The 13,992-nt window shown below is 62.2% G+C and carries 12 protein-coding genes; 4 read left to right on the forward strand and 8 right to left on the reverse strand.

Features of this window, described 5'->3' with window-relative positions:
* Positions 1 to 38 precede the first annotated feature (38 nt).
* Entirely contained in the window at positions 39 to 1,694 is a 1,656-nt protein-coding gene (locus tag RHP72_RS24965) for an AMP-binding protein (protein ID WP_311094899.1), read from the forward strand.
* A 53-nt stretch (positions 1,695 to 1,747) separates the two neighbouring features.
* A complete protein-coding gene (locus tag RHP72_RS24970) occupies positions 1,748 to 2,653 on the forward strand; it encodes a nitronate monooxygenase family protein (protein WP_245361854.1) in 906 nt (301 codons plus the stop codon).
* Here the strand turns inward: RHP72_RS24970 and RHP72_RS24975 are convergent.
* From RHP72_RS24975 to RHP72_RS25000, 6 genes are read right to left on the reverse strand one after another with little or no spacing between them, the layout of a single operon-like run.
* On the reverse strand, positions 2,650 to 3,546 hold the full coding sequence (locus RHP72_RS24975; RefSeq protein WP_003939949.1) for a LysR family transcriptional regulator: 897 nt from the start codon (positions 3,544 to 3,546) through the stop codon (positions 2,650 to 2,652). The genes RHP72_RS24970 and RHP72_RS24975 overlap by 4 nt on opposite strands.
* Before the next feature lie 3 nt (positions 3,547 to 3,549).
* Complete coding sequence (locus RHP72_RS24980; protein ID WP_007729501.1) at positions 3,550 to 4,452, reverse strand: LysR family transcriptional regulator; 903 nt, start codon at positions 4,450 to 4,452, stop codon at positions 3,550 to 3,552.
* Positions 4,453 to 4,482: 30 nt separating this feature from the next.
* Entirely contained in the window at positions 4,483 to 5,295 is an 813-nt protein-coding gene (locus tag RHP72_RS24985) for an enoyl-CoA hydratase/isomerase family protein (protein WP_003939691.1), read from the reverse strand.
* Complete coding sequence (locus tag RHP72_RS24990; protein ID WP_030537194.1) at positions 5,292 to 6,053, reverse strand: crotonase/enoyl-CoA hydratase family protein; 762 nt, start codon at positions 6,051 to 6,053, stop codon at positions 5,292 to 5,294. Before RHP72_RS24990 ends, RHP72_RS24985 begins: the two co-directional genes overlap by 4 nt.
* Before the next feature lie 37 nt (positions 6,054 to 6,090).
* Positions 6,091 to 7,137, reverse strand: coding sequence for an MBL fold metallo-hydrolase (locus RHP72_RS24995; RefSeq protein ID WP_064074251.1), 1,047 nt, complete (start codon positions 7,135 to 7,137; stop codon positions 6,091 to 6,093).
* Positions 7,134 to 8,693, reverse strand: a complete 1,560-nt coding sequence (locus tag RHP72_RS25000) for a long-chain-fatty-acid--CoA ligase (protein ID WP_064687749.1) — start codon at positions 8,691 to 8,693, stop codon at positions 7,134 to 7,136. The genes RHP72_RS24995 and RHP72_RS25000 overlap by 4 nt, the downstream gene beginning before the upstream one ends.
* Before the next feature lie 187 nt (positions 8,694 to 8,880).
* Here RHP72_RS25000 and RHP72_RS25005 point away from each other — a divergent pair, with 187 nt between their 5' ends.
* Positions 8,881 to 9,825, forward strand: a complete 945-nt coding sequence (locus RHP72_RS25005; RefSeq protein WP_054188394.1) for a LysR family transcriptional regulator — start codon at positions 8,881 to 8,883, stop codon at positions 9,823 to 9,825.
* On the opposite strand, the gene RHP72_RS25010 is transcribed toward RHP72_RS25005, so the two are convergent.
* Positions 9,759 to 10,649 carry a LysR family transcriptional regulator gene (locus tag RHP72_RS25010; protein WP_030537198.1) on the reverse strand — a complete coding sequence of 297 codons (891 nt, stop codon included), beginning with the start codon at positions 10,647 to 10,649 and terminating at the stop codon, positions 9,759 to 9,761. The genes RHP72_RS25005 and RHP72_RS25010 overlap by 67 nt on opposite strands.
* 182 nt (positions 10,650 to 10,831) lie before the next feature.
* Between RHP72_RS25010 and RHP72_RS25015 the strand changes: the two genes are divergently transcribed.
* On the forward strand, positions 10,832 to 12,502 hold the full coding sequence (locus RHP72_RS25015) for a chitobiase/beta-hexosaminidase C-terminal domain-containing protein (protein ID WP_083056623.1): 1,671 nt from the start codon (positions 10,832 to 10,834) through the stop codon (positions 12,500 to 12,502).
* Positions 12,503 to 12,552: 50 nt separating this feature from the next.
* Here the strand turns inward: RHP72_RS25015 and RHP72_RS25020 are convergent, their stop codons facing one another.
* Positions 12,553 to 13,743, reverse strand: a complete 1,191-nt coding sequence (locus RHP72_RS25020; RefSeq protein WP_007729528.1) for an acyl-CoA dehydrogenase family protein — start codon at positions 13,741 to 13,743, stop codon at positions 12,553 to 12,555.
* Positions 13,744 to 13,992: the final 249 nt, after the last annotated feature.

Below are 13,992 nucleotides of genomic sequence, written 5' to 3' on the forward strand. Positions count from 1 at the left end.
GCACCAGCGTGATCGCCAATCCACAACTGCGGCACAACATGCAATACCCGGATACCACCATGGCGTACTGGGCGCCCAGCATGGCGGCGCTCTACGGTGACCGCCTCGCCGTCGTGGACGGCGAGCGTACGTGCACCTTCCGCGAACTCGGCCAGCGCAGTGCGCAATTCGCCGGCGCACTGCGGCAAGCCGGGGTGGGCGTCGGCGACGTGGTGTTGATGCACCTCGGGAACTGCGTCGAGTTCCTCCAGGCTTACTACGGATGCCTACAGGCCGGGGCGACAGTCACATTGGTCAACCCACTGCAGCCAGAGCTCGGCCTGCGCAAGCAGATCGAGGAGACGTCCGCCGTTGCTGCAGTGACTCAGAGTTCGCAGCTGCACGTACTGCTCGCGGCCGCTTCAGGAACCTCCGTGCGTACGATCGTGATGGTCCAGGACACCGAGGGCGCGCTCGACACACCGGAGTCGGTCGTCGCATTCGACTCCTTCATCGCCGATCTACCCACCGAATTCACCCCTGCCTCGGTTCGTAGCGACGACATCGCACACATCGCGTTCACCGGCGGAACCACCGGAGTCTCCAAAGGTGTTCGTGTTCTTCACCGCAACGTCGTCGGCAACATCACACAGATGTGTGGGTGGAGAACCGGTCACGAGTTGGATGCAGATCCTGAAGGTCTCGTCACTCCTCGACGCATCGATGGCCTCGACGTGCTCGGTCCGACGCCCGGGACCGGGGCGACCATCGTTGTCTCCCCTCTCTTCCACGCACATTCGTTGCTCAACACGTCGTTCCTGTTGATTTCCGGTCTCACCCAGGTGTTTGCCGGTCGGTTCGAACCCGGCCGGATGCTCGAGCTGATCGAAAAGCACGAGGCCACCTATCTCACCGGGTCTCCCGCCATGTGGCACGCACTGTCGGTTCATCCCGACGCCACGGTGCGCAACACCGACAGCGTGTGCGTCGTCTCTTCGGGTGCTGCCCCGATCGACAGTGTCACGCTCGCCGCACTCCGCCGGGCATTTCCCAAAGCGCTCGTCGTCGAAGGCTACGGGCTGACCGAGGCCACCTGTGTGGTCACGGCCGCTCCGCTGATCAACGGCTCGGAATATCGGCAGAGCAGCGTCGGCCTCCCGATCTTCGACACCGAAATCCAGATTCGCGATCAGCTCGACCGGAAGACCGTTCTAAGCGAGAACGAACGCGGCGAACTGTGGGTGCGTGGGCCTCAGGTCACCGACGGCTATCTCGGACACCCGGAAACCACCGCAGAACAGTTCGTCGACGGCTGGTTGGACACGGGAGACATCGCGTACCTGGACTCGGACGGATACCTCTTCATCTGTGACCGGGCCAAGGACATGCTCATCTACAAGGGATACAACGTCTATCCGCGTGAACTGGAAGAGATTCTGGTCTCGCACCCGGCGATCTCGACTGCCGCGGTCGTCGGCCGCGAAGTGGGGAGCAACGGCCAGGAGCCCGTAGCCTTCGTCGTGATGATTCCGGGCACCGAGTTCGACGCCGAGCAGATCAAGGCGTTCGTCGCCGAGCAGGTGCTGCCGTACAAGAAGATTCGCGAAGTCGTCGAGGTAGAACTCCTTCCGACATCGGCTGCCGGTAAGGTCCTCAAGACCGACCTCCGCTCGAGACTTCTCGAATCCGTCGATCAGAAAGGCGGTTCCAGGTGACGACCTTCGCAGACCTGACGTCGCAACTGCGTGTCCCGGTTCTCGCTTCACCGATGTTCATCATCTCGACCCCTGACCTCGTCATCGCGCAGTGCACCTCTGGCATCATCGGGTCCTTCCCGGCACTGAATGCTCGTCCGCAGTCGGCACTTCGGGATTGGCTCAAACTGATCACCGTGGCTCGTGAGGAACATGATCGTGAGCACCCGGAGAATCCATCGGCGCCATTTGCCGTCAACCTCATCGTCCACCGGTCCAACAACCGCCTGGAAGAGGATCTGGCGACCATCGCCGAGTTCGAGGTTCCGATCGTCATCACGTCCCTCGGCGCTCGCACCGACATCAACGACGCAGTCCACGCATACGGCGGAATCGTTCTCCATGACGTCATCGACAATCGCTTTGCACGCAAGGCGATCGAGAAGGGCGCCGACGGACTGATCGCGGTAGCTGCCGGGGCCGGTGGCCATGCCGGTAGGCAGTCGCCGTTTGCCCTGATTCGGGAGATTCGTGAGTGGTTCGCCGGTCCACTGCTGTTGTCAGGTGCCATCGCTCATGGTGATTCGATTCTCGCTGCGCTCGCGGCCGGGGCCGATTTGGCATACGTCGGATCAGCTTTCATCGCAACCGAAGAGGCTAACGCGGATCCTGCGTACAAGGAGATGATCGTGGATTCAGGGGCCTCCGACATCGTCTATTCCAACCTGTTCACCGGAGTACACGGAAACTACCTGCGGGGCAGCATCGTTGCCGCCGGCTTGGACCCCGACAACCTGGCCGAATCCGATCCATCCGCAATGAGTTTCGCGACCAACGACACCGATACCAAGGCCTGGCGTGACATCTGGGGCGCCGGACAGGGCATCGGAGCGATCGATGCAGTCCTTCCGACGCATGCAGTAGTAGAACGTCTCGCCGCCGAGTACTCTGCCGCGCGAGAACGTATCTGCCGACTCTAGTGCTGTGACCGGCGTTCGTCGGACAGGTACTCGTGGATCAGGTTCACGAATACCTGTCCCACCGGCGACAACGTCGAGGGGTCGAAGGCGAGACCGTACGCACGCAGGAATCTCGGCTCGCAGGCCCGTTCCACCACCTGACCAGGCATCGATTTCGCCACCGAGCGCTCGACCAACGAGCCGCCGAGTCCGGCGATGACCATCGGGAGCCGCGACTCCCGTTGCTCGGTCACCACCGCGAGTTCCGTTCTGGTACCGGCCTTTCGGATCGAATCTTCGATCGCGTCACCCATCGCTGCCCCGCGAGGAACGAATACCATGGGAATGTCCGGCATTTCCGAAAGGCGTACCGGCCCCTCGGGTAGTTCTGTTCCAGCCGGGTAGACCAGGCGGTATTCCTGCTCCCCCAATTCGACGATTTCGAGCCCTTCGCCCGCCTCGAGCGGCAGATGAGCCACCGCGAATTCGCAGTGGCCGTCCCGGATGAGACTTTCCAGATTGTCCTCACGCTCGAGTTCCGAGAATCTGACTCGTGCTTGCGGATACCGTCGACAGAACTCCGCAATCAGATCGACGATCGTCCCCGAGGTCAGTGCAGGGAAAGCCATGATGTCGAGGCGACCGACGATGGCGCCATCGGATGCCGTCAACTGTTCAGCCGCCGCAGCTACGTCTCGCAAAACCTGTCGACTCGGGCCGACCAGACTGCGACCGGCAGCACTGAGCACCATGCCGCGCCCGATGCGGTGAAACAGCCTCACTCCCAGTTCACGTTCGAGCCCGCGCAACGCTTGTGACACGGTCGGCTGAGCAACGCCGAGAGCCGCTGCGGCGCCGTTGATCCCCTTGTTCTCGACCACTGCGAGGAAGTACTCCATCTGCCGGAACTCCACAGTTCACTCCTCTTCCGTGGACGGAACGGCGGAGGTGGCCATTTCCGCAGCCGTCGCGATGAATGCAGCGGCCGCCGGGGATTGCTCGCCCGAGCGATAGACGATACCGACGTCGCGTGTCAGCGGCGGATCGAAGGAGAAGGCGCAGACGTCTGTCATCTGCTGTTGTGCAACCCTTCTCGGCACTACAGTGGCGCCGATTCCTCGACGCACGAGTTCCCACGTGGTCACAGGGTGGACACAGTCCACGACTACGTTCTCGGCGCCTTCGCTGAGCAAGCCCCGGAACTGATTCGATTGATCACCGAGATCGACCACAAGCGGCAAACTGTGCAAGAGCGCTCGCGGAACCGGATCCGCCAACGGCGTTGCAAGTCGGCCGGACAACGACGCATGGGTGGCGAGCACCAACTCCTGAGTGGCAATCGGAGCCGTGACCAAACCTTCGTACCCGATACTCAGATCGGTGACGCCGACCTCGGCCGACCCTCGCCGCAACGCATTGTCGACCCCGGCCGGGCCGTACGTGTCGAGAACACGCACGACGATCTTCGGGAAGTTGGCCCGGAATCGCCGGACCAACTCGACCATCGGATCGATCGAGAACGCCGAGTACGAGACGACGTCGACACGACCGAACTCGAGTTCGCGAACGGCGGTCACTTTCGCCTTCGCGCGCTCGACGTCGGCAAGGATTCTCCTGGCCGCGAGATCGAACGTGCGGCCCGCGTCGGTAAGAACCAACCGCCTGCCCGTCCGGTCGAACAGCGTGGCGCCGAGTCGACGCTCGAGCGTACGAATTGCCTGTGACAGCGAGGGCTGCGAAATGTAGAGAGCCTGAGCGGCCTTCGTTATCCCACCGTGGTCGACAACAGCGACGAAGTAGGTGACGAAGTGCAGATCCACTCATCCATCATACGACCAGCGATCCGTCGCTCACTCCACCCGAGTTGCCCCTGGTACGGCCCACTCTCCGGTGAAGATCGGCTCCCGCTTTTCCACGAAGGCACGAACCGCGTCGGTGGCATCCGTCGCAAAATTGACCGCTTGCGCCCTCGCCTCGTTGTCCAACGCCTCCCGCAACGAGAGGGAGGTGTGATGTTCGAGCATGGCGGCAGACTGACTCAGTGCGGCCGGCGGGCCGGCGGCGAGCCGCTGCGCCAGTGTTGACGTGTGTTCGTCCAGCTCGGCCGGTTCGACCAGATAAGTCACCAACCCGAGCTCGTAGGCTTCCTGTGCGTCGATCGTCTCGGCAAGCATCACCAGTCGCTTGGCTTGCTGGAGGCCGACCAGTCTCGGCAGGATCCACGAACCACCGAAGTCGACAGACAACCCCCGTTTGGCAAAGATCTGGCTGAACTTCGCACCCTTGGCCGCCACGACGAAGTCGCAGAGCAACGCCATGTTCCATCCGGCTCCGACGGCAAACCCGTCGACCTTCGCCACCAGAGGTTTGGGAAACTCACTCAGTGCGATTGCCGTTGCGTTGATGACACGCATGCGATCGAGCGGGTGCGACGAGCCACGCTTGTCCAGATCGGAGCCCGCGCAGAAGGTCCCATCCGCGCCGGTCAGGATTACCGAGCGAATCTGCGCGTCCTCTTGAAGTTCGAGGACTGCTTCACGTAGAGCGATCCAGGCGTCGAGATCGAGAGCGTTGCGGCGGTGCGGCCGACAGAGAACAATCGTCGCGACAGCACCGTCTCGTTCGATGCTTACGGCCGCACGCTCGATCGTCTCGGCACTCATGAACCACTCCACACGGGAGAGCGCTTCTCGGCAAATGCCGTGGCGCCCTCCTTGGCATCACGAGAGGTGAAGACCGGATCGATGAATTCGCGTTGCGCGACAAAGGCATCCGGATCGGTGTATTTGGCGGACATTGCCAGTACCTGCTTGGTCGCGCGAACAGCCAGTGGACCGTTAGCCGCTACTCGGGCCGCAAGCTCGCGTGCGACGGTCAGCGCGTGTCCCGGTTCGGCGAGCCGATTGACCAAGCCGTGATGATGCGCCACGGTGGCACTGAGTGGATCCCCCGTGATCGCGATTTCCATGGCCAACTGATACGGAAGAATTTTCGGCAGACGTAGGAGTCCGCCGGCGGCCGCGGCAAGTCCCCGCTTCACTTCGGGCAGGCCGAATTTCGCGTCCGTGGACGCCACGATCAAGTCGGCCGCCAAGGCCAGTTCGCAACCGCCGGCGAGTGCCCAACCTTCGACGGCTGCGATCAGCGGCTTCGACGGCGGTGCCTCGGTCAGACCGGCAAAACCACGACCCGGTAGCGATGGCCGCTCTCCGCGCGCAAATCCCTTCAGATCCATACCGGCGCAGAAGGTTCCACCAGATCCGGTCAGAATGCCGATGGTGAGATCGGGGCGTTCCTCGAACTCGTCGATCGCGGCGGCGAGTGCCTGTGCGAGTTCCAGGTTGACCGCGTTCTTGGCCTCGGGACGATTGAGGGTGATGACGGCAACGCCGTCGGCGAAGTCGGTGAGCACGACGCTCATGTTCGGTTCCTACTTCCGTGATGAGATTCTTGAAAGGTCACTGCGCGCGAATGCTCCAGCGCACGGGTGTGCCGCCGGACGGTGTCACGATCTCCCGCTTGGCCAAAACAACAAGATGAGCATGGGTTTCGCGGACTGCCAAGCGAAGTAGTCGCGGCGACATCTGTTCGAACGGGCGAGACCAGGAGATCGTGCGTGAGAGTTCCCAGGCCGTGGATTCAGGCTCATCCTGCACCGCAGCCACGATCTCCGCCAATCGCTCCTCGTGGTGCCCCATCAATTGACGTGCACGATCGGCGATCCCACGGAATCGATATTCATGTGCCGGAAGCACTTCGCACTCGCCCAGTGTTGTCGTCGCCTCGAGCGAGAGAAGATAACGATGAAGCGGGTTCTCGAGTTCACCGGGAATCGTGGAGATGTTCGGGCTGATCCTCGGCAGCATGTGATCGCCGCTGAACAACAAGCCTCTGTCCTCTTCCACGAAGCAGAGATGTCCGGGAGTGTGCCCCGGTGTCCACTGGGCCCGGAGATTCCACCCGGGAAGATCGAGTGAATCACCATCTCCCAGAACAATGTCGATGGTTTCATGCTCGGCGAACCGCACCAGGTCGACCCGAGACGCGTCGAGCACTTCGGCCGGTGCGCCGAGTTCGGACAATTGCAGGTTCCAGCCACTGATGTCGTCGCGGGTCTGCTCGGGACCGTGGTATCCGAGGAGCGTCGCGTCGGCCACGTGCATCGCAAGCGTTGCGCCGCTGACCTGCCGAAGACGCGGCGCCAGACCGAAGTGATCGGGATGCAGGTGCGTGATTGCCGCATAGCGCACTTCGGAAATGTGGTATCCGATCGATGCTATGCCGTCGACGAGAGCCTGCCACGACTGTTCGTGATCCCAACCGACGTCGATGAGGGCAAGTCCGTCGTCGAGCGCGAGTGCGTAGACGAGTACGTAGCGCAAAGGGTTGTCCGGCATGGGAACAGGGATCGACCACAATCCGTCCCGCACCTGTTCGACCGGTGGAAGGACTTTGTTCGCCCATGCCTCACGTTGTGCGACACCGACGTCTTCGGTCACGATCATGATGCTTCTCCGCTCGCGTTCAGCATGGTCCGCAGGCTCGACTTGAGCAGTTTCCCGCTCGCGTTGCGAGGTAGGGAGTCCACGAAATGGATCTGGCGAGGTTTCTTGTACGACGCCAACTTCGCTGTACTGAAGGCGATCAACTCGTCGACGCTCGGCACGTCGGCACCGTCGACCAGCTTGACCACTGCGGTCACGGATTCACCCCAGCGCTTGTCGGGAACCCCGACCACTGCGACCTCGGCGACCGAGGGGTGCTCGGCCAGAATGGATTCCACCTCGATCGGATAGACGTTCTCTCCGCCGGTGACGATCATGTCCTTGAGTCGATCGGTGACGAACAGATACCCCTCGTCGTCCAGATGGCCGGCGTCCCCCGTTCGGAGGAAACCGTCGTGGGTGAACAATTCGGCGGTCTCACGGTCACGTCGCCAGTATCCGCGAGTGTTGTTTCTACTGCGCGCGACGATCTCACCGGAATTATTGGGCGGCAATTCCTCACCAGTGGTGACGTCTCGAATCGAGATCTCGACGCCGATCATCGGCTTGCCCGCAGAGCGAAGCAACTCCGAACGCGGCCCGCTCACATGATGGTCGTAAGCACGAAGGACGGATACCGAACCCGTCGTCTCGGTCATCCCGTATCGCTGAACGAATTTGCAGTTCAAGACAGTCATCGCGTGGGCGAGGAGCGCCGGAGTGATCGGTGACGCCCCATAGGCGACCACCTCCAGGCTGGTCAGATCGAAACTGTCGAGAGTCGGCAGATCTACCAGCGTCTGAATGACTGCAGGCACCAGAAATGCGTGGGTGACGCGGTGGGTCGCGATGGCATCAGCGACCCGAGCAGGCGCCATGTCTCCGAGCAGCACCAAAGGCACTCCGGCCGACAAGCATGTACTCATCCAGCCGGCACCGGCGATGTGAAAGAGGGGAAGTGCATCGAGTGCGACTGCATTCGAACCGAATTCGTAGACATCGAACCCCTCGGGCTCGTTGTACAGATTCCGGTGCGTGGCCACGACGCCCTTGGGCCGGCCGGTTGTCCCGGACGTGTACAGCTGCAGAACTGCTGCGTCCGGATCGTGCCCGTGTCCGGGGTCGACACCGGTCCCTGATGCCACGAACTCCGCCCAGGTTCGCGAATCCGGCAGGCCCCCTGCAGCTCCCACGGTTATGACCTCGATGTCCGGCAACGCTGCGGACATCGCCGCCGCCCCCGCGGCGAACTCGTCATCGACGATCAAGACGTCGAGCTCCGCGTCCTCGGCGATGTCGACGAGTTCGAGTGGGTTGAGCCGCCAGTTCAACGGTATGAACACAGCGCCTGCCTTCGCACATGCGATGAAGGTTTCCGCACCTTCGAGCCCCATCCGCAGTAGCGCACCGACACGAGCACCCGTTGTGGTCACTTCTGCCAGCGCACTCGCCAAGGTGCTGGTCTCGCCATCCAGCTCAGCCCAAGTCAACGTTCGGTCGCCGCACGTGATTGCCGGATCGGACGGCCGTGTCGACGCCGAGTGGCGTATCCGGTTGGGTAGGTGAAGCTCGCTCACATCACGCTCCTGTGTTCCAGGTACTCACCGAGCACGAACCGCGGTCGGTGGTACTGGAACAGTCGACCATCGCTATGGCCTGCGCCACAAAGACGAGAAGGCGCACAGAGCCATAGCTCAGACCTATGTCCGCAGGTCGCAGCAAGTCACCGCCGCCAAGGCTCCGTCATCTGGGAGAATTCGTCAGATGCAGGCACCCGGGATGGACATACGCAGCGCGCAGTATCTCGTCGCGGTCGTCGATCACGGCAGCGTCACTGCCGCCGCGGACGTCCTGCGTATCTCGCAACCGTCCCTCTCGCAGGCCGTACGCAACCTCGAACGAGCTCTCGGAGCCACACTCTTCGAGCGCACCACTCGCGGTCTGGCTCCCACCACGGTCGGACTGGCAGTTGCCGATTCTGCCCGTACGTTGCTCGCCGACGTTGCTCGGGCCGAGGCCGCGGTGGCTGCGGTAACCGCTTTGCGCGCCGGGGAACTCGCCATAGCAGTTCAGTCCGATCTCGCCATCGACCCTGTTGCAGAGGTCGCCGGACGCCTCCATCTGACGGCACCCGGAATTCGGTTCTCCACGAACGCCTCCGCCAACGCACAGGACGTGCGCGCGCTCGTCAGAGCAGGTACGTGTGAACTCGGGTTTCTCGAGACCCACCCGGGTACCGAAGTCTCCGACGGGCTTCGAGAAATTGCCGTGAGCACCCAGGAAACGGTCTTGTCGATCCCCATTCGCCTGGCCACAGACCTCCCCGATCCGGTTCCGCGCACCGTGGTCGCGCGCCTGCCGATGGTGGTCGAGGCATCCGCAGTTCGGCGCGGGCACTCGATCGACGACGATCTGGAACTCACCGACGTCGTCGTGGAAGTACCTGATCGCCTTGCTGTCCGGGAAATGGTCGGGCAAGGTGTAGGCGCCGCGCTGCTGCCCAGATCGATCGCCGAACAAGACTCCCCGGCATCTGAGGTTCGCTCGCTTTTCCCACCGATCACCCGGCAGACGATCTTGGTCTACCGCGACGGCCCGCTCTCACCGGCCGGGTCTGCGTACATCGAGAACATCTCCCCACGTCACAAGCCCTCCACGAACAGCCTGCCCAACGGCGAGAGCGTCTCCGGATCGAACTCGACGCCGTAATTCAGTGAGATCGCCGGCTCCACCGGAAATATCTCCGCGCCGGACGCGACCGACCTCTCGGCCAACGAACGCTCCATGAATGCCATGCCCAAACCAGCAAAGACGAACGCGCCGACGGTCTCCCGCTGCGCCAACTCCGTCGACATCCGAGTCCGGGCCCCGGCGGCCTGCAGAGACGACTCGATGGCAAGCCGAGCCCGCGAGTGTTTGAGCACACCCACCACGGGGAGATCGGGCAATGCCGTCAATGACACCGGCTCTCCCGCAGCGGGTTTCACACCATTCGGCCAGACGTCGGGATGAACCCCCGACGGCACTGCCAGCCAGTACTCGTTCACCCCCAACACTTTCGTGGACAGCGCCGACATGTCGGGTGGCCAATAGCTGAAGACCACCTCGCACGCGCCGTCTGCCAACACCTGCTCAGACGTAGCACCCTGCGGCAACTCACCGACCCGAACGGTCACAGCAGGCCACCGCTCACGAAAGTCCGCCACGATGCGTGCGATCGGACCTTCGAGACCATGTGCCGCGGAGCAGATGTCGAGCCGGCCACGAGGCTCGTCGGCCGTACCGATCGCGACGTCGAACGCGGCCGCGCTGCTGCGAGTCATCTGCCTCGCCGGCCCTACCAACGCCCGACCTGCTGCCGTCAGCACCAAACCGCGACCGACACGGTGAAACAGTTCGACTCCGAGTTCACGCTCGAGGCCACGAATACCCTGCGACAGCGACGGCTTGGTGACCGACAGATTCTGCGCAGCCGTCGACAAGGACTCACCACCGGCAACGGCAAGGAAGTACTCGATCTGACGTAGGTCCACTCCATCGACTTTGCCATAAACGCAGCCGGGTATACCGGTACCAAGCACTGCAGGGTGTTCACACACGCTTCATTAATCGGACATTCAGGACACACCTTCTTCTACCCGGCGCCACCTACCGTAATTGGTCCAGACCAATTACGGATAGGTCTGAACCACCGCGTCGAAGACAAGGAATCCTCGTGAGACGTACGACCATCGCGATAGCAGCCGTGACCGCGGCTCTCGCCGTTCCCGGCATCGCCCCCGCCGAATCCCACGCCGAACCCGGCTGGGGCAGTTCGTCCTTCGAATGGGGCAGCTCTTCGGGCGAGAACAACACGCCGCCCGCAGCGCCCGGCGTCAGCGTCCCCGGCGGACGGTACGAGCACCCCGTCGACCTGACCTTCACCGCCGAGCGCGGCGCCACCGTCCGCTACACCGTGGACGGAACGACACCCACCACCGACAGCCAAGCTGCCACGCCGGGACGTCCGCTGCACATCGCACAGGACACCAACGTCACTGTCGCAGCTTTCCGCGGCGATCACGCGAGCGCGGCCGTCTCGTTCGGCTACCTGATCAAGACCTCGGAAAAGCCGCTGGCTCAGGTCGTCGTGATGTCCGACGTCCACGTCGGCGATCACGCGAACAACGACAAGAAGTACGAAAGCTTCTTCGACACAATCGGTTCCATCTTCCCGAAACCCGACGCTATCCTCTCCACCGGGGACATGATCAACGACAACGGAGACGGCAAGGGGCCCGACCACAAGATCGTCGCAGAAATCTTCCAGGCAAACCTCGCCCGGAAGGGCATGAACGACACACAACTCCTGATCTCCAACGGCAATCACGATGCAAGTCTCGCGGCGATCAGAGCCGGATATCCGGCGGAGTGGTTTCCGGATTCCGGTGGCGGATACTACGAATCCGACGTCAGTGGTGTCCATCTCTTCACGGTCAACACCGAAACCTACAACAATGATTCAGCGCAACGCAATTGGCTGAAGTCCCGCCTGACCGAAATCACCGCGGAGTCCGGGAACCTGACCAAGCCGATCCTGGTCCAGGGACACCGGCCGGCAAGCAACACAGCCATGGACGGCCAGCAGGCGTCGAACCCTCGATTGACCGAAGACCTGAGTGCCTTCCCTCAGGCAATCTTCTTCTCCGGGCACTCACATCTGAACAACAACGACGACCGGTCGATCCATCAGCGTGACTTCACGTCGGTCAACGACGGCTCGATGTCGTACATCGAAATCGATCACGGCTACCAGATGGTGACCGAGTCCGGTCTCGCGAACCGTTTCGAATCACCCACTGCCCAAGCGCTCTTCGTCGAGGTCTACCAGGACCGCACGGAAATCAACCGAATCAACATGGCGGCAGACAAGCACGACATCTACGCCGGTGGCGCGTGGTCAGCCAACTGGCAGCCGCCGTACTCGAGCGCGGGCACGCTGAGCGGTTCGGGGTGGACGGTCGAACTCGACGGGTCGACCAACCAGCAGATCAAGGACAACTTCCGCTACACCTCGGGCGCACGGAACACGCACGCGCCGGAGTTCACCTCGAGCACTCCGCTCTCGGTGACGACCGGCGAAAACGGTGCGACCGCACTGAGGATCGCGCAGGCCAAGGACGATCAGATGGTGCACCACTACGCCGTCGAGGTCACGGACACAGCCACCGGAGCGAAGGTGGTCTCGTCGAAGGTGCTCTCGGACTTCTACTTCATGCCGCGGCCGAACAGCCTCGACATTCCGATTCCCGATGCCGCAGCGGGCACCGCATACGAAGCCCGCGTCGAAGCCGTTGACGCATACGGCAACCGGTCACCGGTGACAACCCTGGCCTTCACCCGCTGACCCGACACGACTAAGCGGCACCGCGCATATTCGCGGTGCCGCTTCTCGGCTCAGTTGTACGTGCGAAGCAGGCCCTTGCTGATGATCTGCTTCTGGATGTCGCTGGTGCCTTCACCGATCAGAAGGAACGGCGCCTCACGCATCAACCGCTCGATCTCGTATTCCTTGGAATAGCCGTATCCGCCGTGGATACGGAAGCTGTCCTGGGTGACCTCCGAGCAGAATTCACTCGCCAGATACTTCGCCATACCCGCGGCGACATCGTTGCGCTCACCCGAGTCCTTGAGCCTGGCAGCGTTGACCATCATCAGATGTGCCGCTTCGACTTTGGTGCCCATCTCGGCGATCCGGAACGCGATGGCCTGATGCTCGGCGATCGGCTTGCCGAAAGTCTCGCGTTGCTTGGCGTAGGTGACAGCCAGTTCGAAAGCGCGCTGGGCAATTCCGCAGGCACGCGCGGCGACGTTGACCCGGCCGACCTCGACGCCGTCCATCATGTGCCGGAATCCCGAGCCAGGGGTGCCACCGAGAACCTCCTCGGCTCCGATCTCGAAACCGTCGAAGATCATCTCCGTGGTGTCGATTCCCTTGTACCCCATCTTCTCGAGCTTGCCCGGAATGGTCAGGCCCGGGAGTACCTCGCCGAAACCTGCGGGTTTCTCGATCAATATCGTCGTCAGATTGTTGTGCGGCTTCTCCGCGCCCTCGTCCGTCTTGACCAGGACTGCCACCAAGGTCGAGGAACCCCCGTTGGTCAGCCACATCTTCTGGCCGGTGATCACGTAATCGCCGGAGTCCGTCCGCTTCGCCTTGGTCGATATGGCAGCAACATCGGAACCGAGGGCAGGCTCCGACATGGAAAATGCACCGGTGAGTTCCCCGGAAGCCAAACGCGGCAGGTACTTCGCCTTCTGTTCCGGCGTCCCGTGCGCCGAAATCATGTGAGCCACGATGAAATGCGTGTTGATGACACCGGACACGCTCATCCATCCACGGGCCAATTCTTCGACGCACAGCGCGTAGGTGAGCAATGATTCGCCGATACCCCCGTACTCGGGGTCGATGGTCAGTCCGAACAGACCCATGTCCTTCATCTGCTTGACGATGTCGGTCGGGTACGTATCCGAGTGTTCGAGTTCCTGCGCCGCGGGGATGACCACACGATCGACGAACTCGCGTACCGCCCCGACGATATCGGTCTGAGTTTCGGTCAATCCCGCCGTCTGCGCCAAACGAGTCACTGTTCCACCTGTCAGTCGGTACTTCGTGCCCTCCCGGTCGACGAAATTGATTCGACTCCAGGAACTTTCATCCCGCCGCGACGTGTGTGCGGCAGAGACGCTGTATCCATTCAATCCCCGAACGGTATATGTGTCAAAGTCGATTTCGCATACGAACCGTATGGCGGAAACTATGTCCGAACAGGTCGTTCCTGCTGTTGACAACCGCGCCACGCGTGCTGGATATTCGAGTGGCCAGGTCGCGACGGG

The organism is Rhodococcus sp. SG20037 (assembly GCF_031763325.1).
Classification (GTDB): Bacteria; Actinomycetota; Actinomycetes; order Mycobacteriales; family Mycobacteriaceae; genus Rhodococcus_F; species Rhodococcus_F qingshengii.